Annotated in this window: 23 protein-coding genes; 6 read left to right on the forward strand and 17 right to left on the reverse strand. The window is 34.3% G+C overall.

Annotation, left to right across the window (positions count from 1 at the left end; genetic code table 11):
* Positions 1-154: 154 nt before the first annotated feature.
* Positions 155-397 (reverse strand): hypothetical protein, encoded by a 243-nt coding sequence (locus CN601_RS09240; protein WP_098170868.1) that lies wholly within the window; start codon positions 395-397, stop codon positions 155-157.
* A gap of 33 nt (positions 398-430) precedes the next feature.
* Positions 431-691 (reverse strand): hypothetical protein, encoded by a 261-nt coding sequence (locus CN601_RS09245; protein WP_098170869.1) that lies wholly within the window; start codon positions 689-691, stop codon positions 431-433.
* A 278-nt stretch (positions 692-969) separates the two neighbouring features.
* Between CN601_RS09245 and CN601_RS09250 the strand changes: the two genes are divergently transcribed.
* The 4 genes from CN601_RS09250 to CN601_RS09260 all read left to right on the forward strand — a co-directional run bounded on the left by CN601_RS09250 (position 970) and on the right by CN601_RS09260 (position 2,408).
* Positions 970-1,164 carry a hypothetical protein gene (locus CN601_RS09250; protein ID WP_098119374.1) on the forward strand — a complete coding sequence of 65 codons (195 nt, stop codon included), beginning with the start codon at positions 970-972 and terminating at the stop codon, positions 1,162-1,164.
* Between the two features lie 110 nt (positions 1,165-1,274).
* Complete coding sequence (locus tag CN601_RS26915) at positions 1,275-1,442, forward strand: hypothetical protein (RefSeq protein WP_179865503.1); 168 nt, start codon at positions 1,275-1,277, stop codon at positions 1,440-1,442.
* Positions 1,443-1,589: 147 nt separating this feature from the next.
* The gene (locus tag CN601_RS09255) at positions 1,590-1,880 is read left to right on the forward strand and encodes a DUF5316 domain-containing protein (RefSeq protein ID WP_098170870.1); all 291 of its coding nucleotides are present in this window, start codon (positions 1,590-1,592) and stop codon (positions 1,878-1,880) included.
* 114 nt (positions 1,881-1,994) lie between these two features.
* Complete coding sequence (locus CN601_RS09260) at positions 1,995-2,408, forward strand: nucleoside 2-deoxyribosyltransferase (protein ID WP_098170871.1); 414 nt, start codon at positions 1,995-1,997, stop codon at positions 2,406-2,408.
* Between the two features lie 110 nt (positions 2,409-2,518).
* Here the strand turns inward: CN601_RS09260 and CN601_RS09265 are convergent, their stop codons facing one another.
* From CN601_RS09265 to CN601_RS09335, 15 genes are all read right to left on the reverse strand, one after another.
* Positions 2,519-3,691 (reverse strand): sugar ABC transporter permease, encoded by a 1,173-nt coding sequence (locus CN601_RS09265; protein ID WP_098170872.1) that lies wholly within the window; start codon positions 3,689-3,691, stop codon positions 2,519-2,521.
* A 15-nt stretch (positions 3,692-3,706) separates the two neighbouring features.
* Entirely contained in the window at positions 3,707-5,221 is a 1,515-nt protein-coding gene (locus CN601_RS09270) for an ATP-binding cassette domain-containing protein (RefSeq protein ID WP_098119378.1), read from the reverse strand.
* Between the two features lie 107 nt (positions 5,222-5,328).
* Positions 5,329-6,477: a sugar ABC transporter substrate-binding protein gene (locus CN601_RS09275; RefSeq protein ID WP_257131660.1), complete on the reverse strand. Its 1,149-nt coding sequence runs from the start codon at positions 6,475-6,477 to the stop codon at positions 5,329-5,331.
* 598 nt (positions 6,478-7,075) lie between these two features.
* Complete coding sequence (locus tag CN601_RS09280; protein WP_098170873.1) at positions 7,076-8,617, reverse strand: response regulator; 1,542 nt, start codon at positions 8,615-8,617, stop codon at positions 7,076-7,078.
* A gap of 24 nt (positions 8,618-8,641) precedes the next feature.
* The gene (locus tag CN601_RS09285; RefSeq protein ID WP_098170874.1) at positions 8,642-10,057 is read right to left on the reverse strand and encodes a sensor histidine kinase; all 1,416 of its coding nucleotides are present in this window, start codon (positions 10,055-10,057) and stop codon (positions 8,642-8,644) included.
* The gene (locus CN601_RS09290) at positions 10,047-11,039 is read right to left on the reverse strand and encodes a sugar-binding protein (RefSeq protein WP_098170875.1); all 993 of its coding nucleotides are present in this window, start codon (positions 11,037-11,039) and stop codon (positions 10,047-10,049) included. Before CN601_RS09290 ends, CN601_RS09285 begins: the two co-directional genes overlap by 11 nt.
* A gap of 324 nt (positions 11,040-11,363) precedes the next feature.
* On the reverse strand, positions 11,364-12,740 hold the full coding sequence (locus CN601_RS09295; protein ID WP_098170876.1) for a purine-cytosine permease family protein: 1,377 nt from the start codon (positions 12,738-12,740) through the stop codon (positions 11,364-11,366).
* 319 nt (positions 12,741-13,059) lie between these two features.
* Positions 13,060-14,904, reverse strand: a complete 1,845-nt coding sequence (locus CN601_RS09300) for an ABC transporter ATP-binding protein (RefSeq protein ID WP_098170877.1) — start codon at positions 14,902-14,904, stop codon at positions 13,060-13,062.
* Positions 14,894-16,639 (reverse strand): ABC transporter ATP-binding protein, encoded by a 1,746-nt coding sequence (locus tag CN601_RS09305; RefSeq protein WP_098170878.1) that lies wholly within the window; start codon positions 16,637-16,639, stop codon positions 14,894-14,896. Before CN601_RS09305 ends, CN601_RS09300 begins: the two co-directional genes overlap by 11 nt.
* 59 nt (positions 16,640-16,698) lie before the next feature.
* Positions 16,699-17,052 carry a hypothetical protein gene (locus tag CN601_RS09310; RefSeq protein WP_098170879.1) on the reverse strand — a complete coding sequence of 118 codons (354 nt, stop codon included), beginning with the start codon at positions 17,050-17,052 and terminating at the stop codon, positions 16,699-16,701.
* A gap of 211 nt (positions 17,053-17,263) precedes the next feature.
* Entirely contained in the window at positions 17,264-18,253 is a 990-nt protein-coding gene (gene galE, locus CN601_RS09315; protein WP_098170880.1) for a UDP-glucose 4-epimerase GalE, read from the reverse strand.
* Between the two features lie 44 nt (positions 18,254-18,297).
* Entirely contained in the window at positions 18,298-19,182 is an 885-nt protein-coding gene (gene galU / locus CN601_RS09320) for a UTP--glucose-1-phosphate uridylyltransferase GalU (protein WP_098170881.1), read from the reverse strand.
* A 2-nt stretch (positions 19,183-19,184) separates the two neighbouring features.
* Complete coding sequence (locus tag CN601_RS09325) at positions 19,185-19,589, reverse strand: GtrA family protein (protein ID WP_098170882.1); 405 nt, start codon at positions 19,587-19,589, stop codon at positions 19,185-19,187.
* Positions 19,586-20,557 carry a glycosyltransferase family 2 protein gene (locus tag CN601_RS09330; protein ID WP_257131661.1) on the reverse strand — a complete coding sequence of 324 codons (972 nt, stop codon included), beginning with the start codon at positions 20,555-20,557 and terminating at the stop codon, positions 19,586-19,588. The genes CN601_RS09325 and CN601_RS09330 overlap by 4 nt, the downstream gene beginning before the upstream one ends.
* Positions 20,558-20,574: 17 nt before the next feature.
* Positions 20,575-22,971 carry a glycosyltransferase family 39 protein gene (locus CN601_RS09335; protein WP_098170883.1) on the reverse strand — a complete coding sequence of 799 codons (2,397 nt, stop codon included), beginning with the start codon at positions 22,969-22,971 and terminating at the stop codon, positions 20,575-20,577.
* A gap of 210 nt (positions 22,972-23,181) precedes the next feature.
* On the opposite strand from CN601_RS09335, the gene CN601_RS09340 reads away from it, so the two are divergent.
* Positions 23,182-23,868 (forward strand): response regulator transcription factor, encoded by a 687-nt coding sequence (locus CN601_RS09340; RefSeq protein ID WP_098119390.1) that lies wholly within the window; start codon positions 23,182-23,184, stop codon positions 23,866-23,868.
* Positions 23,865-25,355, forward strand: coding sequence for a sensor histidine kinase (locus tag CN601_RS09345; protein WP_098170884.1), 1,491 nt, complete (start codon positions 23,865-23,867; stop codon positions 25,353-25,355). The genes CN601_RS09340 and CN601_RS09345 overlap by 4 nt, the downstream gene beginning before the upstream one ends.
* Positions 25,356-25,837: the final 482 nt, after the last annotated feature.

Raw genomic sequence — 25,837 nt, forward strand, 5'->3', positions numbered from 1 at the left:
GAAAGATATTCTATTATATTAGGTGAAGGAGGAAGCTCATGCTTTTATATTTTGATATTCAAATAATTAAAATTTAAAATTAAAATATTGTTTTGAAATAAAAAAAGAATGCCTAATTAGACATTCTTAGTAAACTTATATTCTATCTTTACAACTATTTCTCTTTCAAATGAGATTCCTTATATTTCTTCTCATCACTCTTAACAATCTTTATGATTACTAGACTACTTAAGATGATTAATGTTGGTATTCCTTCAATAATAAAGAATCCAGCCCAAAAAGCCCACCATGGGGAACTTGGATCATCTGTTGACATGCCTCCAATAAAGTAAGCCACAGGTAATGCTAAAATGAAAAATATTGTTCCAATTGTAAGTAATACTTTCCCAAAGAACATGTTGCTTTACTCCTTTTCCAACCATACCAAAAACTAATTTGTAATCGGGGATTTTTCTTTTTCCCAGTTTGTAGGTCCTTCATTTTTCGGTAAAAACTTTCTCCAATATTCTCCAGTTTCTTTATTAAAAATAATCACATTATTATCGTTAACTGGAATCATTTCAAATTTGTATTCTTTCGAAATTTTGGATGGTTCGTTTTTATTATTTGAAAATGTCAACTGTATGAAAAATCCTAAAATCGCACAACCAATAATAATTGATGCTCCTATAATTGCTGAATTGCCTTTCATGCACCCCACTCCTTTTTACAAAATTTAACAATTTATTCATTTCTTAACTATTCTAGAAAACAATTGTTTTTCCTCTTTTCGCTATACATTCACCCTTTGCAAAAGACAATCCAATTTTAAAAATAGGCTCTGTTAGCGTAGATTGTTGAAATTCTTAAGCATCTAAATGACAGTCTAGTTTAATAAAAAACTAAACTTCTAGAAAATATTAATTACAAAATATTCCAATTTATTTTATACTAAAATTAGAAATTACTAATTTAAAGGAGATCATTATAATGTCTGAAGAGCTAAATAAAGAAATTCTAAAAGAATTAAAAGCGCTGAATTCTAAACTTGAAAGTTTAAATGATGAACGAAATAAAGGTTTATCGACTTTTGGCAAGTTTGTTGCAATTTTTCTTGGTTTTGGATTGGTTGGTCCATTAGTTTCTTATATCATGATCCCTTTAATTATCAAAATGTTTAATTGACACATATACTCTTATTCAACTAAAGCATTGCGCTAGTTCAATACGGATTATCATGGGAAGTTAATTTGATAATTGAATAAAAAGCTGTTTAGTTAAAAAGGAGAAATTAAATGGTTGAAACATATGGAATTACATTATTATACATAATCGGTTTAGTTGTTTTAAACTTAAAACTAAAAAACCAAAAATATAGATGGGTTATTACGACTGTATTTTTAATAGCATTTGGATACCCTTTATCCTTTTTATGGAGAATTATTCTTGAAATAGGTAATTGAAACACATGCTATAGTAAACAACGTTTAAGCTGCTTCGGTAGCTTTTTTTTATTTAAGTAAACGCCAGTATAGTTTAATAAGAAAAGGACTTTATTAATAAACATTGAATAAAATTATATATGGATTAAATTGGAAGAGGAGAAATCTATGAAATATTTCTATTTTGGTATCATACTTTCAATAATTGGGGTTTTGGTCTCTTTATTCATATTTGGAATTAATAACGCATCACTAATTACAGGAGCAACTGGAGTTGTGTTTATTGTGTTATCAATGTTATTTTCAGGTTCACTGGTTAGTGGTGATCGAATGCGTGCAAATTATTCATCTGAATCAAAAGAAGATAGACGTGGGCGACTTGAAACAACTATAAGATTAGCTTTAATAGGATTTCCAAACATAATCGTTTCATTATTATTTTACTGGCTGTCCAACTAACAAATGCGATTCTTCAATAAGAAGATCGCTTTTGTTATTCAATAAAATGGCAGGTTGTTTAATAAGAGTCATTCGAATTTATGATAAAATTTAGAATAAAATGGAGGGGAAATAATGAAGTTTTATCTTGCATCAAGTCTTAAAAATATTGAATTGGTTAGGTATGTTAGTAAAATTTTAATAGAAAAAGGATTCATTAATACATATGATTGGACAACAAATGAAAACGTTGCAACACTTGAAGAACTAAAAGTAATAGGTCAAGAAGAGAAGGAAGCTGTAATGAAAGCTGATTTTGTAGTTGTTTTATTTCCAGCAGGAAAAGGAAGCCATATTGAATTAGGTATAGCTCTTGGAAGTGGCAAAAAAGTCTATTTATATTCACCAAACAAAGAAGTAGATAACTTTGAAACTACGAGTACATTTTACCATTTGCCTGAAATCGAAAAATGCTTCGGTACAATAGAGGATTTAGTGGCAAGTATAGAGTCTAAATCAAAAAAAATATGTAGCTCAAGCATGCTTTAGTCCAATTCTAATTACTCAACATTTTTCCAACTCAAAATCAACATCAAACTTAACAGAACCATAAAATAAAAAAACAGAAACAAGTCATAGACCGTTTCTGTTTCTCATCATTATTTCCCTTTATTTCGTGTCATTACGTCAAACACAACTGCAAGAACAAGAACTGCGCCTCGGATGACGTATTGGTATGAAATATCGATACCCATTAAGTTCATACCGCTTGTTAATGAAGCCATAACGAATGCACCAATGATTGTACCTGTTACTTTACCAACACCACCTGCAGCAGAAACACCACCTACATAAGCTGCAGCAATCGCGTCTAACTCAAACATTGTACCTGCCTGGGGAGAAGCAGATGCAAGTCGAGCTGTAAATAATACGCCTGATAATGCCGCAAGCATACTCATTGAACCAAATACGATGTAAGTGATTTTCTTTACGCTAATACCACTTAGCTGTGCAGCTTCAGGGTTCCCACCAACTGCATAGATGTGACGTCCTAAAGGAGTTCTTGTTGTAATAAAATGATAAACTGCTACAACAATAAGCATGATGACAGCAGTCCAAGAAATTCCTTGATAGCCTGCAAGAATATAGGAAATGTAACCAATGATACCGGAAATAAATAATAATTTTATGATTTGCATTGACATTGAAAGTACTTCAAAACCATATTTTATGTTTACACTTCGCTTTTTAAAGTCACTCCATATGAAAAGAATAATAGAGATCGCACCAATTAATAGTGTTGATAAGTGTAAGCCGTTCAAATCTCCTAAACTAGGAATATAGCCATTTCCAATCGCTTTAAAGCTTTCGTTAGCTACGATGATCGTACCAGTTTTAACAAGAGACATTAGTAACAGTCCCTTGAATATTAACATTCCAGCTAGTGAAACTACGAATGATGGTATTCCTAAATTAGCAACAAAGAATCCATTAATTAAGCCAATAACAGCACCAAATACTAGAACTGCGATGATTGAGATCCAGACTGGCAAGCCGTGTGTTAGAAATAGAGCAACTACTGCTCCTAGAAAACCTGCAACGAATCCAACTGAAAGGTCAATATGACGGATGACGATTACTAGTGTCATCCCTACAGCAAGGACTGCTACATAACCTGTCATATTGATTAAGTCACTTAAGTTACGAGATGACATAAATAGTCCATCTGTATTTAAAGTAAATACTAACATTATTACTGCAAGAGCAATATACATTCCATATTCACGGATGTTTTTTCTTAATAACATGCCTGCTTCTTGAAAAAAGTTCATTTTATTCAACCTCTCTTAAACGGTAGCTAGAGCCATAACGCTCTCTTGAGTTGCTTCTTCTCTTGATAATTCCCCGGTTATTTTACCTTCTGCCATAACATAAATTCGGTCACTCATACCAAGGACTTCTGGAAGTTCAGAGGAAATCATGATAATGCTCATGCCTTGCTCAACCAGTAGATTCATAAAGCTATAGATTTCAAATTTTGCACCTACGTCTATTCCACGTGTTGGTTCATCTAGAATAAGTACATTCGGATTTGTAAATAACCATTTACTCAATGATACTTTTTGCTGATTACCACCACTTAATTTTCCGACGATTGAAGTGATTGAAGGAGCTTTAATGTTTAGCTTATTTAAGTAATCATTAGCAACGACAATTTCTTCATGTTGATTAATCACACTTGATTTGGAAATTTCGAATAAATTCGTAATTGAAATATTGTTTTTAATATCTTGTTCAAGGATTAATCCATCGCCTTTACGATCCTCTGTTACATAGGCTATACCAGATTTTATTGCATCTTTTGGATGTTTAAAGCGCTTCGCTTCACCTTTTACTAATACAGAACCATCAAGTTTGAATTTTGTTGGATTTCCAAAAATACTTTTCGCTAATTCTGTTCGTCCAGACCCCATCAATCCAGCAATCCCTATAATTTCACCTTTTCGAACATTTAGATTGATATCATGAAGAATCTTTCGACCTAATTTTGGATCGTATACATTCCAGTCTTTTAATTCTAATGAAACTTCACCAAACTTCTGGTTCGGACGTTTCGGATAAATATCGTCAATCTCACGACCAACCATATGTTTAATAATTGTGTTTTCGGTGATTTCTTCTTTATTTAAAGAACAAATTGTTTTCCCATCGCGAAGTACTGTAACAGTATCTGCAATAGCAATTACTTCTTTAAGCTTATGCGAAATCATAATACAAGAAATGCCTTGATTCTTTAACTCTTCCATTAAGAAAAGTAGATTTTCACTATCATCTTCATTTAAAGCAGCTGTAGGTTCGTCAAGAATAAGCAATTTAACATCTTTACAAAGTGCTTTAGCAATCTCAACAAGTTGCTGTTTCCCTACACCTAATTCTTTTATTTGCACGTCTGGATTTACATCCAATTTTACTTTTTTTAGCATTTCGATTGCTTTTACAATCGTTTCATTGAAATCTACAGTGATTCCCTTTTTAATTTCATGTCCGATAAAAATATTTTCGTAAACGGACAACTCCGGAAAAAGAGATAATTCCTGATAGATAATTCCAATTCCCTTTTTTTCACTATCACTTATTTTTGAAAACTTTTGAACTTCGTCTCCAAAAACAATATCACCTGTATATGTTCCAAAAGGATAAATACCACTTAATACTTTCATTAAGGTTGATTTTCCAGCACCGTTTTCACCAACTAAGCAATGTATTTCACCTTTTTTAACTTTGAAGTTAACATCGCTTAATGCTTTAACGCCTGGAAACTCTTTTGAGATATTTCTCATCTCCAAAATATATTCACTCATATGATCCGTCTCCCGAATTTGCCATCTATCCAGTCTTGATTAAATTGAATAATTAACAAAATAGTGACGGTTAGACCATCACTATTTTGCATTGTCTCTTATATTAATTACTTCAATCCAGTGAAGTCTGAAGCACTATAGTATCCAGAATCAACTAAGTCTTTCTTCACTGTGCTTTGATCAACAACAATAATATCTGTTTGTTTTGTTTTAATATCAGCTTTACCATTGTTTGTAACGCCTGAAGCATCAGGTGTTTCATTTTTTAAGATTGAAGTTGCAGTTGAGATTGCATCAGTAACTAAAGTACGAACATCTTTGAACACAGTCATAGATTGTTTGCCATCAATGATGTATTGTACAGAAGCTTTTTCAGCATCTTGACCAGTAATAATATATGAAGATACATCTTTATCAGATTTAAACGTATCAGCGATTGAACGAGCAGTTCCATCATTTGGAGCTAGAACTAATACATCACCTTTGTCAGCTTTTGTAGCTTTTGTTAAGTTAGATGAAGTTAAGTTTTTAGCAACGTTAAAGTCCCAGTTAGTCGTAACTTGACCGATAATTTTAGCTTGCTCATCACGAGTTAAATCAGCTTTAGCTTTTAAGCTATTTGCAGCAGCAGAGTTTTCAACTTTGAATGTACCATCAGCAATTTTTGGTTGAAGAACTTTCCAAGCACCTTGGAAGAATAAGAATGCATTGTTATCAGATGCAGCACCTGCGTATAGGTATAAAGGTTGACCTGATTTACCTGAAGCATGGTCTACAAGATATTGTGCTTGTGCAGCACCTACAGCAACACTATCAAATGAAACATAGTAATCAACAGCGTCAGTACCTGTAATTAAACGGTCATAAGAAATAACTTTAACACCAGCAGCTTTTGCAGCTTCAGCTGAAGCAGCAGCAGCAGCGCCGTCCTGAGGACAAATAATTAAAACTTTGATGCCTTTTGCGATTAAAGAATCAACGTTTGCTTTTTCTTTAGCAGAGTCACCTTGTGAGAATAAAATTTCAACTGAATAATCTGTATCTTTTAAAGCATTTTTAAAACGAGTTTCATCTTGAGTCCAACGAGGCTCATCTTTTGTAGGTAAAACGATACCGATATCAACTTTACCATTTTTGCTTTTCTTACCAGCAGAACTACTATCACCTGATGTTGAAGAAGTTCCACATCCAGCAGCAAGAAGAGTCATTACTAAAATTACTGAAATTATTGAAAAAATCCTTGTTAACTTTTTCAAAGTATTTCCCCCTTTTTTTCTGGTTACGCTTACAAATTAAGATTATCATGTTTTCAATTGGAAACGCTTACCCATTTCCTTCACTCTTTTGTCTATTACCTGTACTAATTTACCTCATGACAGAAAACGGTTACATTCAGAATATTAAAACTAGCACTTTTTAAACTTTAGGACATATTAGTGCAGAAACTTTCAATTCTAATTAAGTAATAGACTGATTGTAAACACTAAAAAATACTAGAAACTAGAAAAAATTAAACATAACCACTTGTGATCAAGCGGTCGGTTAAAGCAGCTGGATTTGTTCATAAATGTGGGAGTTTGGTTCATAAAGTGGTGAGCTGCTGCTATTTTGGTCGGCGTTGGCGGACCAAAAATAGTTTAGCACCTCCACGCTGTAAGCTTTTTAGAATTCTTGGCCTACCCTAGAGTTTTCATCTCCATAAAAAAACCTTTCCTCGACATAACGTCAAGAAAAGGTCGCAACTTACTCTTCTACTAGTATAAATTTATTGTATTTATAATCGGACAAACTTCATCATATTGAAAGTTTGTCCCTCTTTTTAGATTATATATGAGTACATTTATCAGTAATTCTTCAAATATTCATTAAAACTTTCTTCCTATATTCTTTCGGAGATTCATTCGTACATTTTTTAAACACTCGGCTAAAATAATTCGGATCATTATAGCCAACTTGGTAGCAAATTTCTTTTAAGTTCAATTCTCTATTTTCCATTAATTGTTTTGCTTTATTAATTCTTAAGTTCATTAAATAATCACTGAAAGTCTCAGCCGTTTGCTTTTTAAATAATTTACTAAAATAAACTGGATTTAATTTTAAATAGTTGGCCACTTGCTCTAGCGAGATATCCTCTATGAAATGTTGAGCCATGTATTCTCTAGCCAATACCATCATATGATTCGTTTTAATTTCTTTTTCACGATCGATTTTTGTAATTAAATTAATGATTTGTTGCTCCACGATCATCTTCAACTGATTGAGATCGTCTATATCTGGGATATGGAATTTCTCAACATCAATCGATGAATTGCGGAGAGATTGAAAAATTTGATTAAAAAGAGAATTTAATTCTGTTCTCACCTTTAAAACATGATAATTAACGAATCTTTCATATAAATGATTGAATTGGTTCATCACATCTTCTAAATCAGCTTTTCTAAAAGAATCGATAAGAATTTGCTTTTCATCATCTGATATACTTAAAGACACTCTCTCTGAATATTGACTAACCCGCGCTAGTTCATTGCAATCTAAGCTTGCTTGCATTGCCTCATTATATGATTTCTTAAATCCTTCAATTCCTTGATTTAAGGACCCTATACCAATTACCGTTTTATGACCAGTTTGATTTTCAATATACTCAATCGTTTTTAAAGCATCTTGATAGAATACTAGCTTTTGGAGATTGTCTTCACGCTTCGGTTGAACTGGTATAAATATAGCTAATTGACCATCGACAACTGGACTAATTAAACAATCTCTCGAAGATTTTATAAAATGCCTAACACATTCATAAACACGTCTTTGTTCTTTATCATTTTGAATGATTTCTTTTGGCAATTTAATGACACTCGCATAACCGTACTCCATCTCAAATCCTAGAATCCCAGACAATTGATTCACATTCAGTTCTTGAACAGTATTAAACATTAACATTAATGTATATTCATTTTCAGTTAAAGGTCGTATAAGTGATAAATTTTCAATAGCCTCTAATTCTTGTAATCTCTTTTTATGATCATCTTCAATTTCATCGATCATCTTTTGCAATAAAGAGATGATATGGTCCTTTTTAGCAGGCTTTAAAATATAATCCTTCACACCTAATGAGATTGCTTCTTGTGCATATGTAAAATAGTCATATGCAGTGACAATGAATATTTTTGTGTCCGGCAGTTTTTGTTTGATTACTGAAACGGCTTCAAGTCCTTGAATACCTGGCATTTTTATATCCATAAAGATAATATGGGGCTGGTATTCAATTGATTTTTCGATTGCTATTCTTCCATTACTAGCTTGTTCAAATTGAAACTGATTAGGCATTGAGCGATTAATCATCAATTCAAGTCCCTCACGCTCTAATGGTTCATCATCCACAATTAATAACCGATACATAGGTTACCTCCTTCAATTATAAAATTATGATGTGACAGGTAGTTTTAAAATAATGGTTGTCCCTTTATTTACTTCACTTTTAATATCAACAATATCTTCTTCTTCATAAAATAAGCGCCAGCGTTTAAAAACATTTGTTGTACCTAAACCTGTTGAGCTTTTTTGAGAGATAATCGGCATAGATGAACTTAATAGCGCTTCTCTAGTTTCTTCCTTCATACCAGCACCATTGTCATAAATCTCGATGAAAATATACTTATCAAGATTCTTGATCGTAATCCCTATTACAGCACCTTGTTCCATCCCTTCAATACCATGTATAAATGCGTTTTCAAGAAGTGGTTGCAATGTTAAACAAGGAACTTTATGCCCTAAGCAAGATTCCTCAATATTCAATTCGAAACGTACACGATCTCTAAATCTTGCTTTTTGAATTGAAAAATATTCTTCTGCATTTCTTACTTCATCCAAAAGAGTTACAGGCTCGTCTAATTTTCGTAAATTATAGCGCAACAAATTCGAGGTCGATACAGTTAGATCACTCGTTTGTTCAGCCCCTTCGATATAAGCTAGCTTAGAGATAACGTTTAATGTATTAAACAAAAAGTGCGGGTTAATCTGACTTTGTAAGGCCTTTAATTCAAGCTCCTTCACAAGTCGATCCTTCTCTACAATTTCAATATTTTTAATCATTAAATTACTTAAATTCTTTGACATTTCATTGAGGATTTTCCCAAGAATACCAATTTCATTATTTTGATACAAAGTAGGAGGAGCTACATTAAAATTTCCCTTTCCTATTTGCTTGGCCATATAAACTAGACGATTAATCGGAATAACAATACTTCTTGAGAGCCAAATCGCAAAAACAATGCTAATGACTGTCGTAATAACAAACAGCTGTACACCTAATTGGTTCATAGACTGAGTATTTGCAATAATCTTTCGAAAAATAGGCTGATAATTACTAAGCTCTAAATCAACTAAATTTTGACTATCCTCTCTAATAAATCCTGCTATTTTCTCTATATCGCGGTATTGATCTGTATAGCTTGAAAAATTTTGAGAGACAAGATTGTCTGTAATTGAAGATTCTAACGCTAAAAATGAATCAATCATATGAGTAAAATTCTCTAGTACGAGCTGATTATTTTTTGTAGCATTATGCGTTAACAATTCCTTTTTTAATTTTTGCAGATTGCTTCTATGCTGGATAATTGAACGATAGTTCTTAGGTTGTGGATTTATAATATAACTACTAACTAAGCTTAAATTTTCTTGGGTTTCTAAAGAGATTTGCTTATATAAAAATATTTTATTAATCATTAAATTATAACTCTCTTGAACCTTCTTTCCATTTTCAAAAACAAAAAACGAAACTAGATTCAATAAAATAACGAGAATGGGGATAAAAATAAATAATTTCGTTCTAATTTTCAACGTTTCTCCTCCTGATCAACGTTTCTTTCGTCACCACCTCGGTTGGTGTAAAATTTTCTTTATGAATAGCTTTTCCATGTAATGAATCGATCAATAATCCAACAGATTGATAGCCCATTTCATATGGCTTTTGAATGACAGTTGCTTTAATTGAATCATCTTGAACTGCTTGAAGTGTACCTTCAATATTATCAAATCCAAATATCTCAACTTGATTTAGCTTTAAATTTTTTGACGCATTTAAAATTCCAATTGCATCTAGTGCACTTGTACCAACCATAATAGAAATATCTTTATTATTTCTCATCATATTTTCAGCTTGGAGTTTTGCTTGAATGATTGATATATTAGAGGACTCAATTTCCTTTACTACTAAATTCGGATTTTTGTTAACAACATTTAAAAAACCATTAAGTCTCGCCTGCTGACTTTCTGATTTTTCACTCCCAATGATCACGCCAATTTTCCCAACTCCGCCTGTTTCCTCTACAACAACTCTTCCTAATTGCTCCCCAGCGTTAAAATTATTAGTACCGACATAAGCAATACGCTTACTTTTTGGCGCATCTGTATCGATTGTAATAACCGGTATATGTTGTGAAACCGCTTTATTAATTACGGGCGAAAACGTATTCTCATCAAGACTTTGTACGATAATTCCATCGACCTGAGAAGCAATTGCTTTTTCTAATAATTTAATTTGCTCTTCCGGACTTGTACGTAAAGGACCAATGTATTCAACATTTACGCCGTACTTTTCTGCGGCAACATCTGCTCCTTCTTGTACTTTCCTCCAGTACGGATTATCGAACTCTTGTGAAATAAGGACAAAATGAAGTTTCTTCTTCGGCTCTACTTCTCGATCCTGTAATTTTTGAACTGAGTTTTCAATATTTCGAGCATTTATTTCAAAATGAATAAGTACATAAACAAACAATAAAAAAAGTACGCTTAAAATAATCGACCATTTCTTTTCTTCCATGACGTCCCCCAGTCCTATATTAAAATAGTACATTTTGATTATACAGTTTACAAGACTATTAGATTTACAATTTTTTCCCTCGCCAAAAATAATTTAATTTAGTGCCATACTGACGTTGAAAAATAAAGTAATAAAATTCCCATTAGAAGAGATCATTCTTATTTTGTTATTTCCACATAAAGAAAACTCGCCGATTGGCGAGCCGTCAGGTGAATACAGAGGCGTAATTGCACTTAAGCCGACATTTTTTCATCGTTACCAATTTTATACTTTCTTAATATGTAACAAAAAGCTCCTCATTTTTTGAGGAGCCTTCTTTACTATTTATATCGTTTCATTTATTTTCTTACTATTAATTGAAGATTTTCTTCTTCGTTTTGAAGGTAAATAATAAAATAATACAGGGATTAATAAACCGACCACCCAAGCAATATCTGTACCGTTTAATGCTTTAGCGATAGGTCCCTCATACATTTCAGCATTTACGAAAGGAATTTCGAGAATCACCGCAATGAAATAAGAAATAATAGCTGTCCAATTAAATCTCCCATATTGACCGTTTACATTAAAAACGTCCTGTATGTTAAATTCACCCATGCTCAATAAATAATAATCAATTAAATTAATTGCAGTCCATGGCACCATAAAATAGGATAACAATAAAATAAAGCTTTCAAAATTATGTAAGAAGTTCCCTTGACCCCAAATAGAAAGTGATGTGCCTATAATTACTGTTATAAACACCAACCAAAAACGTGTTTTTTCTGTACCTTTTAATCTTGTAAATGCTTCAAGAGTTGTTGTAATGGACATAAACGCTCCATATAAATTCAGTACATTTACAGCTAAAACTCCTAAAACAATAACGATATAAATGATTAATGAGAATCGGTTTCCAACTAAATTAGCAAGCCCTGTACTTGAGTTATCTAAAAACTTAGGAATCGCAAGACTTAACAAAACACCTAATGACATCATCCAAACAGTTCCGATTACTGTACCCGCATAAGTATAAAAAAAGGTTTTTGCTGATGAAGTATTCGTTGGTAAATATCTTGAATAATCTGCCACATAAGGTGCATATGTTAACTGCCAAGTTGCTGCAATACTAACCATTAATAAAAAAGGACCAATTTCAACATGTCCAATTGAGAACATTTTTGAAGGCATAGGTAGACTTAGAGCCTTATACGTTACTATTAAAAAAACAATCGTAAAAATAATTGCAAAATACTTTTCCATTTTATGAATTAAGTCATAGCCAAATAATGTAATTAGTAGTGTAACAATACCAAGTAAAACAATTCCAGCATTAACTGGTAAAGAAAATGCACTGCTAATCGCTTGAGCTCCTAAAACCCCACTACTAGCAAAGAATCCCATATACATAAGGATCACAATAACAAGAGGTACAACTGCTCCAATTACACCAAATTGTGCACGGCTTTGAATCATTTGTGGAATCCCTAATTTTGGTCCTTGAACTGAATGTGAGGCCATAAAAATTGCTCCTAATAGATTACCGATTACAATGGCTGATACGCCCCAGAAAAAATTCAGTCCAAATACAACTGCTAAAGCTCCAGTTACAAGTGTTGTAATTTGCATATTTGCACTAAACCAAATTGAAAACAAACTTCGAGCATTTCCGTGTCTTTCATTCTCTGGTATAAAATCTAAAGTCCGTTTTTCAACATTCACATTCATTTCCCCCTTGATTCAAATATTCGTTTTACATACAAGCTGCAAATATATCCCGAATTATACACTATTTAGATTATTCTGAAAATAATAATTATACTATTTTAATAAATCTGATAGCAGGGTAAAAGAACTCCTCGCTTGAATGAATTAAGTCTTTAGTAAACTAGGAATTTCAGCTACACGAATACCTGGTGTATCTCATACGTTGCAGCCGAGGAAGAAAATACGTCGATTTTTTTGCCGCCATGCTTATTTATTGTGAAAAAAGATGACCCCCTTTTTATATCGAAGATCATCTTTATAAATTCATCTACCCTCAGCTCACATGTCCTTCTGCAAGTTGAGTATTATATAGATTTGAATAAAAGCCATTTTTCTTCAAGAGCTCTTCGTGCGATCCTTTTTCAATAATTTGACCATCGTTAATGACTAGGATTGCGTCAGCCTCTCGAATGGTGCTAAGTCGATGAGCAATCACAAATGAAGTTCTTCCATTCATTAATGTTTTCATTGCCTCTTGAATATGGAATTCCGTTCTTGTATCAACGCTACTTGTTGCTTCATCTAAAATAAGAATTGATGGATTAGCAAGTACTGCCCTAGCTATTGTCAAAAGCTGTTTTTGACCTTGGCTCAAGTTACTTCCTTCCGCATTTAATTGCGTATCATATCCTTTAGGAAGTTTTCTAATAAACGTGTCCGCATTAGCTAAACGAGCTGCATTTTCTACTTCTTTATCTGACGCATCTAAACGACCATATCGTATATTATCTCGGATTGCTCCTGAAAAAACATATGCATCCTGTAGCACTAAACCGATTTGCTTTCTTAAAAAGTGTTTATCATATTTGTTAATTTCTTCACCGTCAATTAAAATTCTACCTGATTGGATATCGTAAAACCGCGTCAACAAATTAATAATTGTTGTTTTTCCCGCTCCGGTTGGACCGACTAAAGCGATCATCTGACCTGGAGAAGCTTGGAAGGAAAGGTCTTTTAAAACAGATACATTTTTTGTATAGCCAAATTGAACGTGATCAAATATAACTTCACCGGTTAATTTTTTATCAACGATTTGATTCGTTTCTTCAAATGTTTCAGACTTCAAGTCTAGTATTTCAAATACACGTTCGGCTCCAGCAATGGCTGATTGAAGTAAATTATATTGATTAGCGAGCTGATTAAGTGGCTGGCTAAATTGGCTTGAATAATTAAGAAAACTAACAATCACTCCAATTGTAATCACGTGATGATATGCAAATACGCCACCAACTACGGCAATAATAACGAAACTTAAATTTCGCATCGCATTCATGATTGGTCCCATTGAGCCCGAAATACTTAAAGCTTTTAAACCTACCACTCGTAGTCTTTCATTCATCTCTTTAAATTCTTCGATTGATTTCGTTTCACGTCCAAAAACTTTCGTTACTCTTAAGCCTGAAATGCTTTCTTGGACAAACCCATTTACTTCTCCTAAACTCTTCTGTTGCTCTGAAAAGTAATGACGAGTATATTTCGTAATTTTTTTCGTAATAAACGTGATTAACGGTACAGTTAAAAGTGTAATCAAAGTCATCCAAACACTCAAACTGAGCATCATGGCAACACTGCCGACTAGTATAAATATACTTGAAATTAACTGGACTACTATTTGATTTAATGTATTCGATACATTTTCAAGGTCATTCGTCGTTCGGCTCATTAATTCACCATGTGTCTTTTGATCAAAAAACGGAATTGGTAAACTTTGATATTTTTCAAATAAATCCTGCCTCATATCTCGCACTGTATTTTGCGATACACTTGAAGCGACATATTGCTGAAGCCATGTAGAAGCTGAGCCTAATAAATAGACAACAAGTAATACAAAACTCAATAAAAGTGCTCCTTTATACTTTTGAGGAACAATATAGAGATCAATGATTTTTCCTATTAAATAAGGTGCTAAGAGCATAAAACAAGAAGTTAAAGCAGTAGCAATAATGACAATCCATAATCCTTGGCGCTGCTTCTTTAAATAACTCCATATTCTAAATACTGTTGTCTTTGCATTCTTAGACCTTACTTTAGGGATTCCCTGATGGTGTTGTCCTGGGCGAAAACTATTTTGAAAGAGGTTTGGTGAATTTTTCATATTCGAATTGTTGTTATTGGACATTGTAAACCTCCCTCTCACCATATTGCGATTTATAAATTTCTTGGTAAACCACACATGTCTTCATTAATTCTTTATGAGTTCCGCTTCCTACAATGGCCCCATCCTCCATCACAAGTATTTTCTCTGCATTTACGACAGAAGAAATTTTCTGAGCAATTAAGAAAGTAATGCTATCATTCATTAAATGACTTAAAGAATCACGTAGCCTCTTTTCCGTATTAAGGTCTAAAGCACTCGTGCTGTCATCTAAAATTAAAACAGGTGGTTTAATTAGTAATGCACGGGCGATTGAAATTCGCTGTTTTTGTCCTCCAGACAAGTTGACGCCCCTTTGTCCGATTTTCGTTTCATAACCATCTGGTAATTTGGAAATAAAATCATGAGCCTGTGCGACTGTTGCAGCTGCTTCAATTTCCTCTTGAGTCGCATCCGATTTTCCAAATGCAATATTATCTCTTATTGAACCAGTAAATAAAAATGACTCTTGTAGTACCATTCCAATTTTCTTCCTAAGTTCTAAAAGAGGAAGTCTTTGAATATTTACTCCATCCATTAAAATCGATCCCACTGTAACATCATATAGTCTTGGGATTAACTGAACTAATGAAGTTTTTCCAGAACCAGTTGAACCAATAATTGCGATTGTTTCACCTTGCTTTGCCTCAAAGTTCACGTCTTTCAAAATTGCTTCATCCTCATTTGATAAACTTCCATAAGAAAATCCTACTTGATGAAATTCAATCATATTACCTGAGACAGAAGTGTGATCTTGCTCTAGAGCATTTTCAATTGTAGGTCTTGTTGTAAGTACTTCTTGAATACGTTTTGCAGACACGCTAGATTGCGAAATATTTACAAGAATTGTGCTGACCATCAGTAAAGATGAAAGAACCTGCGTTACATAATTTATAAATGCAATTAAATCTCCAACTTGAACTGAATTCATTCGAACTAGATTTCCACCATACAAAAGAATTCCTACGAGACACATATTCATAATAAATGTAACAATCGGTGTATTCATCGCAATCACACGCGCAGCTTTTATAGCACTTTGCGAATAATCTTTATTTGCAATTTTAAATTGTTTCGTTTCGTAATCAGAACGCACAAAAGCTTTTACAACTCGAATTCCGGCCAAATTTTCTTGTAAGCGACTATTAACAGCATCAAGCTTTGCTTGGACATTCGAAAATAGGGGGTAAGAAAATCGAATTAAAATGACTAACAGTATGACTAACACAAATAAAGTTCCCATAAGGATTAATCCTAAACGTGAGTTGATCCATATCGCCATAATAACACTACCGATTAATAAGCCCGGTGTACGCACAAGCGATTGCAATGCAATTCTTAATAGGTTTTGAACTTGCACAACATCATTTGTCATTCGAGTAATTAACGATCCCGTCTTATACGAATCAAGATTTTCAAAAGAGAATGCTTGAACTTTCGTAAATAGTCCATCTCTTAAATCTGCACCAAAATTTTGAGATGCTCGAATTGCAAAGTAATTACACCCTACGCCCGCTAGTAACCCCAATACAGCTACCAAAACCATTAAAGCACCAGTCTGTTCAATCGTATGGATATCATGTTTTACTAAACCAAGATTAACAATATCAGCCGCATATTTTGGCTGAAGCAAATCAAAAAACACTTCAAAAATCATAAATAACGGAGCAATTAAAGCAGATTTCCAATACGGCTTTATATAGCTTCTCAACCCCCACATGTTATCTCACCATCCATCAACAAATCCTCCTACAGCTTTCATCTCCCTACATCAAAGGGTCACTTTTCATCATTTTCGATTAACTCACTAGAATCCAATGCCGCCGTTTCATTTGTACTTTCACTTTTTTCCTCTAGTTCACTTTCGTGGATTTCAAACACTTTAACAAATTCATTAATTACCATATCTATAGCCTTTAACTCGCCAACGATAATTTGGTGAATTGATTGAAACTCTGGTGCATTTAACTGTTGCATCAATGTCGAACGCTTAATATTCATCATTTCTAAAAAACCGATTGCTCTTCTACGGCGGAAAGTTTTTGCCCCATTTCGGTGATGCTCTTTTCGTCTAGAGCCATCCCCACGGTGCTTTCCTTCTTTGTGATGATCGTTAAATTCTTCATTTCTCATTTATTAACCCCCTCATTTGTATACATTTGTATACACTAGTTCATTAACTATAACGTATACAAACGTATACAAAATGTCAAAGGATAACAATTTTAAATTTTCACATTTTTAATAATAAAAGCCCAATTTCTCCACATTATAATTGAGAAATCGGGCTTTTATTGACATTCGCTTATTCGTTTATAGTCTTTCATTTTCATATAATAGCTAGTTAATCCCCATATCCCCTTGGATGACTCTTATGCCAGTTCCATGAATCAGTAATGATTTGGCGAATATCGTTTCGCCTTGGATACCAGCCTAAAATTTTTTTAGCCTTTTCGGATGATGCAATTAGAATAGCCGGGTCACCTTGGCGTCTTTCTCCTATTTTCAGAGAGATTGATTGATTTGTCACTTCACTAACTGCATCAATGATTTCCTTTACTGAAAATCCTTTCTCACTCCCTAAATTGAAAACATTACTCTGTCCACCACTTATTAAGTAACTAAGCGCTAAAGTATGAGCACTAATCAAATCTTCCACATGAATATAATCACGAATACATGTACCATCTCGTGTGTCATAATCATTTCCAAATACGGTAATATGCTCTCTCTGTCCTAAAGCAACCTGTAAAATAGAAGGGATTAAATGTGTTTCAGGAGTATGGTCTTCTCCAATATCACCTGTTTCTTTAGCACCAGCGACATTGAAATAACGAAGTGCAACGTATTTTATGCCATATGCTTGGTCACACCAATTCAACATTTTTTCCATCATTAGCTTTGTTTCACCGTAAGTATTTGTAGGTTTCATTTCCAAATCTTCGGTAATTGGCATTTGTTTTTGCTCTCCGTATGTTGCGGCCGAGGAAGAAAATACAATGTATTTAACTTTAAATTCATTCATTACATCCAATAGATTTTGCGTACCATAAACATTATGATCAAAATAATGAATTGGGTTTTTCATTGATTCACCAACTAATGATTTGGCTGCAAAATGAATAACGCCTTCAATCTTTTTCTGTTGAAATATTTCTCTTAAGAAAGATTTATTCCGAATATCTCCTTTATAAAAAATTGCATTTGGATGAACGGCTTTTTCATGGCCAGTATAAAGATTATCGATCACCACAACCTCCATACCCTTTTCAATTAACTGATAAACTGCATGTGAGCCAATATAGCCAGCACCACCTACAACTAAGATTCTCATCAAATGTTTCTCCAATCCTATTTTGTATCAATGACTTACTATATTTAAACGAACTTTGCACTCTCTTCTTCTATCAATCCTTTTAAATATGGTAATAATTGCGGATATAAATCTTCTCTCTGTAGACCGATTTCCATCGTTGCTTTTAAATAACCTAATTTATCGCCAATGTCATATCGATTACCTAATAGTTCTAATGCAAGCAATCCTTCTAGACCACAGCTTTTATGAAGAGCATCCGTTAATTGATACTCACCACCTGCTCCTTTTTCAAGCGATCTAAGAATAGGGAAAATAGACGGATTTAAAACATATCTACCCATAATCGCCATATTTGATGGTGCTTCCATTGGATTAGGCTTTTCTACGAGTCCAAATACCTCATGTACATTTTGTTTAATTTTGGATGAAGAGATAATCCCGTATTTATTCACGTCAGATGTTGGAACTGGCTTGACTCCGATAACTTGCTTACTAGTCTCATCGTACAAATTGATCATTTGCTTAAGTGCCGGTGGATCAGAAATCATAATATCGTCTCCGAGTAAGACTGCGAAAGGTTCATCACCAATAAATTGCTCTGCACACAATATGGCATGCCCTAAACCTAAAGGTTCTCTTTGACGGATATAATGGATATTCGCCATTTCACTAATATTTTGAACAAGCTTTAGCGTATCTAGTTTTCCACCCATAAAGAGAGAATGCTCTAATTCTACTGATTTATCAAAATGATCTTCAATTGATTTTTTATTTCTCCCCGTTACAATAATGATACTTTCAATCCCTGATTGAACTGCTTCTTCGACAATATATTGAATAGCTGGCTTATCAACGATTGGCAGCATTTCTTTTGCTTGTGCCTTTGTTGCAGGTAGAAATCTAGTTCCTAAACCTGCCGCTGGAATAACAGCTTTTTTTATTTTCATTTTTAAATTCCTCCCACTTTAGACGAAGTAAATACCCAGTAACGACTTCCTACGTAATTCATTAATACACTAATACAAGTTGCTATTAATTTACTGGCTAGCACTGACAATCCAAACCATTCGCTACAAACTTTTAAAATTAATAGTGTGAGTAGTAATGTAATGACGTTAACAATCACAAAGCGCGTTTTTTCTTGTAGGCTATTTTGATTTTGTACTTTAAATGTCCATCTCTTATTTAGTAGATAACTATTCACAATTCCACAAGAGTACGAGATCATCTGCGCTACTAAATATGGCATATTCGTAACTGCATAAATTAGTAAAGTAAATACGATGAAATCTACTCCTGTGTTTATTAACCCTACAATTCCAAACTTAACAAAACCTTTAAATTGATTTATCATAGTTGAAAATCAAGGTTATTTTTTGATTTCTCTTTTTCTAACCCTTGTAACTCCCGCACAATATAAAGTGGTCGACCTTTTGTTTCGTCATAGATTCGGCCAACATATTCACCAAGTATTCCTAGAATAATTAGGACAAATCCATTAAATAAAAGCATAATACTTATTAAGGAAGACCATCCTTTTATAACTGAATCAGTAAATAAAGCTAAATAAATGACGTAAATCATATACACAAATCCTAAGCTTGATAGAATTGCGCCTAAATATCCTGCTAGTTTTAAAGGTTTATAGGAGAATGAAGTGATACCATCCAAACAAAGCTTAATCATTTTTTTTAGTGGATATTTCGTTTCTCCTGCTAACCTCTCATCACGTTCATATTCAATTGCAGTTTGTCGGAAGCCGACCCAGCTTACAAGTCCACGTACAAATCGATTATTCTCAGATAGCTGTTTCATTTCATCACAAACTTTTCGATCCATCAGTCTAAAGTCACCAGTATCAACAGGAATTGAGATATCAGTAGATGCCCTTAAAATTCTGTAAAACATTGCAGCTGACCATTTCTTGAAAATAGTCTCACCATTACGCTTTATTCGTTTCGCATAAACAACTTCATAGCCTTCCTTCCATTTACCAATCATGTCTAGGATAAGGCTAGGCGGATCTTGAAGATCCGCGTCAATGATAATCACTGCCTCACCCGATGCATAATCCATCCCAGCTGAAATCGCAATTTGATGCCCGAAATTCCTAGAGAAATCAATCAATTTCACCGTTTTATCCCAACTGCAATAATCCTTAATGATGTCAACCGAACCATCCTTACTTCCATCATTAATAAAGATCAACTCGTAAGGATCACCTGCACTGTTCATAACCTTTTTTAATTGTCTATACGTTTCATGTATAACTGCCTCTTCGTTATACATTGGAATAATGACTGAATATTTAACTGCTGCCACTTTACTATCCCCCCTTTTTATAGTGAAACTTTATAAAGCTTCTTACTTCCTCCAGGGAAACCTAAACCAGTACTATTATCAGAATTAGACTGCCATTTATCAGAAGAAATCTCTTTACCATGTTTTTTAATCCAATCCGTAATTTCAGAGCTACCTCCGCGGCCGCCCATGCCATCAGATATCATAAAGTATTTAACTTTGCCTTCTTTCACTAATTTTTCAAGTTTATCAACTGTCAGAATTGGATCCGAACCAGAGAAACCACCCATTGCCATAACTGCTTTTCCAGTATCAATAATGTAAGAAGCTGCTGTACTATAATCTGCAGTAGCAAATAAGAATTTCTCACCAGTATTATTTTTCGTCAAATATGCGTACGTTTTCTTATCGATTTGTTCATTGCCCATTCCATTACCGTTCTTGTTACTACCTTGACCTGGCATACTTGGCATATTTCCTTGACTAGTTCCATCCTGTCCGCCTTGACCTGGCATTCCACTTGGCATATTTCCATCTTGCTGACCTTGACCTGGCGTACCGTTTTGGGTATTTCCATCTTGCCCGCCTTGTCCTGGCATGCCGTCTTGCGCGTTTCCATCTTGCGCGCTTTGTCCTGGCATGCCGTCTTGCGCGTTTCCATCTTGCTGACCTTGACCTGGCATTCCATCTGGCATATTTCCTGATGGCATATTACCATTCATTCCGCCAGGTCCACCAAAGCCACCCATTGATGAAGTTGGCCCTGCTGCTGGTAACATGCTGCTTTGTCCATAAGTAATTGGCGTAAAAGCCCAGTACATAGGTCCAATTAGTAAAACAAAAAATCCAATAATCGCTGCCATAAATTGCATACGACTTTCAATTACCTTGATGATCGACAGCCAAATTGTTACGCCAATACCTAAAATTAAAATTGCAATTGACCAACCAATTCCAATAACTGAATCATAAGGATGCACGATGAACCATTCGAAAACCGCAGTAATAAAGATAGCCGCTGGCAGTAAGAAAGATTTCCAATTTAACTTACTTTGATATAACTCAAAAAGCTTCGACCAACCCGCCCCAGCAAGTGCTGCTACTGGTGGAGCAAGCATGATTAAATAATATTGATGGAAAAATCCAGCAACACTAAAGAATCCCATTACTGGTACTAACCATGCCGTCCAAAATAATGCTTCCTTATGTTTCTGTGTAAAATTCTTCTTACGTAAATCGATAAAGATTCCTACTAAACCAAATAATACAAATGGAATCAACCAGCTCGCTTGTCCAGAAAGCTCTGATTGGAATAATCGGAAAGGTCCAGCTGTTCCTGTATTAAACATACCGCTACTATTTTTACCTTTCGTTCCACCATCAAAATTTGGGAATCCTTCTGGCATTCCATTTTGCCCTTGAGTCGATTCATTAGTTGGAACAGTATTGTTTGAATTACTTGAAGTTGCATTGTTCGAATTATTCGATGCTGTATTGTTCGAATTACTTGAAGCTGCATTGTTTGAATTACTTGATGCTGCATTGTTCGAATTATTAGCAGTACCATCATTTTGAGAAGCACTATTTTCCGTGCTACTTTGCGATTTACTTGTACTTTGACTAGGTTGATTTCCTCCGCCTCCATCCATGCCCAGTAAACGTGAAACGCCATTATAACCAAATGCAAGTTCAAGCACTGAGTTCGTTTGGCTACTACCAACATAAGGTCGTTTACTTGCTGGTATCGAATCAACAATTACTGCCCATGATAGAGAAACAGCAAGAAGGATCGATGTGGCTATCGCCATTATCCCAAGCTTTTTTTTCCAATTAACTTTTGCAGCTACCCAATACAGTAGATAAAACGCTGGTAAAACCATATACGCTTGAAGCATTTTTTCATTGAAGCCAACACCGATCATTGCAAAAGCAACAAACACATACCATAATTTATTTTTCTTAAGTCCTTTAAATAGGAACCACGATGCAAGTAACAGAGTAAAGACAAGCATACTATCAATATTATTCGTTCGACTAACTGCTACTAAAACCGGTGTAATAGCAATTGCTAATGCACTTAATCGAGCTGCAGTTTTACCAAATGTAGGCTTAACCATTACATATATTAAGCAAACCGATCCTATTCCGGATAAAGCTTGAGGAAGAATGACACTCCAACCATGTAGGCCAAAAATATAAGCACTAATTGTTTGAATCCAAAATGTAACTGGTGGCTTATCGACCGTTACATATCCTCCTGGATCAAAGGATGCAAAAAAGAAGTTATGAAAACTTTGAAGCATACTCGCAACTGCCGACGTGTAATACGAATTTACGTATTTATCCGTCCAAATGTTATACCCGTTAAGAATTGCTGAAAGTAGTACGATTAAAACAAACGGGATATCTAATCGCGATTTCCATTTTGAAAACATTGTTAAATCACTCCTATAATTTAAATTTCAAGTTGCAACAATGTTGTTGCATCTGCCTGAGTCTTTGTTTACCTGTAACCATTTTGCCTTGTCTAACTGAATTCCCCATGAGTGCTAACTGAAAGTTTACTGAAAGCTTATTCGCTTCTACGAAATTTAAATTTATTTGTGCTAATATATGATTAAAAATTAGTATGGGAAGGTATTAATATGACATCAATAAAGGGGATAAAAATACTGCTTGTAGATGATGAACCACATATATTGCAATTTTTACAATTGGGACTTGAAAATGAAGGATTTATTATAGAAACCGCATCAGATGGCATGAGTGCAATCAATATCGCACAACAATTTAAACCACATGTTGCGATTCTCGATGTAATGATGCCTGGAATGGATGGATTTGAGACATGTAAAATGTTGAGAAAATTAGGACTTGATGTTGCCATCATCATGCTGACAGCAAAGGACGAAGTTGACGACAAAGTAAAAGGCTTAAAAATTGGAGCCGACGATTATGTTGCCAAACCATTTAGTTTCGATGAACTACTAGCACGAATTGAAGCTAGAGTGAGAAATCAATTCCCTAGCCTTTTTAGTGAAGTTGTTCTAGGACCGTTTCGAATTGACGATAAAAGGAAAGAAATTAACTTTCGTGAACAAGCACTTGGGCTCTCGCCAACTGAATATGAACTCTTAAAATACTTAGTTTTAAACCACGGAATTGTTTTAAGTAAGGCAATGATTTTAGATAAAGTGTGGGGCTATAATTTCGGAGGAGAAGAAAATATTGTAGAAGTTTATATCCGCTCATTAAGAGATAAATTAAATGATAAGGAACACCGATTAATCCGAACACTTAGAGGTGCCGGTTATCGCATCGACTTAGTATGATAAAACAATTTAAAAGAATTTTTTCACCAAACTCACTTAAATATCAGCTATTTTCGAAGTCATTATTCATATTAGCTGTTCTACTATTATTAATAGGCGGACTCCAATTTATATTAATGAAGCAATTTATGTACCGAAATCAGGCTGAATCGTTAAATGCACAATTGCGCTCTATTCCTTGGGATGTACTCTCAAAGCAATATCCCTTACCAAATGGATTTCCCGATAAAACGAATAAGCCAATCGCAAAAGACCAAAATCCAAATAATCGAGTTTTATTTTTGCCCTATTTATCTTTAACGTTTATCGATCCGAATGGTAAATGCATTAATTTAGCAAAGGAAAGTAATTTAAACACTCCTTGTCTCACAAAGAATGAATATAAGAAAATAGAAACTAGCTTTAATAATCGAACGCCTGTAGGATACCAAATAATAAAGAATGAAAAAGGTGTACAGCAGCTAGTTGTTTTTCAACCATTTGGAGGACCTGACCATTTTGAAGGCATCGTTCAAATGGGAATTGAAACTACTCCAATAAAAGACGTTTTATTACAACAGCTCCTCATCTTCGGAAGCTTATCCTTATTAGCATTAGCAGGTGGTCTAGCTCTTTATATACCTTCACTTCGCCGGACACTTGTACCATTAAATAATATGGTCACTGCAGTAGAACGAACAAATGCCGGAAATTTAACCGAGCACTTCCCTGTTAATCAAGGACAAGAAGAGATTGATCGATTAGCCGAATCATTTAACAACATGCTAAAACGATTAGAAACTTCATTCAAATCAGAACGAGAAGCAAAAGAACAAATGCGTCGCTTCATTGCAGATGCATCTCATGAGCTCCGTACACCATTAACATCAATCCATGGATTTTTAGAAGTACTATTACGCGGTGCCGCTAATAAACCTGAACAACTAAATGCAGCACTCAACAGCATGCTCGGTGAATCAACAAGAATTAAAAAACTAATCGAGGATTTACTACTGCTAGCTAAACTAGACCGCGCACCCGAAATGAATCTAACTGACACTAGACTTGACGAACTAATGACAGAAATGGAACCACAGCTACGAATTTTAGCGGGTGAACGAAATGTCCACTTCGATTTAACAGCGAACATAAAAGGAATGTACGATCCAGATAAAATAAAACAAATTATCCTGAACCTTTTTCAAAATGCCGTACAGCACACCGATGCAACAAGTGGCAGCATTAAATTATCACTCGTTATTAATAGCACTCCTACCCCATGCGCCGAAATAATAATCAGTGATAACGGCCCTGGTATTGATGAATCACATCTACCACATTTATTTGAACGATTTTATCGAAGCGAAAGCTCCCGTGCTAGAAAATATGGCGGCGCAGGGTTAGGCTTATCAATCACACAGTCAATTGTTGAAGCCCATGGCGGGAATATTATTGTGAAAAGTGTGTTGGGGGAAGGTAGTACTTTTATTGTTCGGTTGCCGATTTGATTTTTGGTGTGTCGGGTCGGGTGAAGAAAATGCGAACATGGAGTGTACTTTATTGATAAAGTTGTGAAATTTGTTGATAAAGTAATCATTTTTGTTGATAAAGTGCCAGAATTTATTGATATAGTATGAAAATTTGTTGATAAACTGTTTGAAGCCACCTTTTAGGGTGGCTTCTTTGTTTGGTTCTGGATGGTTACTCTTATTTTATCGACGACTAGAAAGTGTGTCGGGTAAGGTAGTTCTTTTTTGTTCAGTTGCAGATTTGATTTGTGCTGAGTCGGGGCGGGTGTGACGAAAATACGAACATGGAGTGTACTTTATTGATATAGTTGTGAACTTTGTTGATAAAGTAATCATTTTTGTTGATAAAGTGCCAGAATTTATTGATATAGTACGAGAATTTGTTAATAAACTGTTTGAAGCCACCTTTTAAGGTGGCTTCTTTGTTTGATTCTTGATGATTAATCTAATTTATCAACGAT

It is taken from the genome of Bacillus sp. AFS017336 (assembly GCF_002555445.1).
In the GTDB taxonomy this organism is placed as follows: domain Bacteria; phylum Bacillota; class Bacilli; order Bacillales; family Bacillaceae_G; genus Gottfriedia.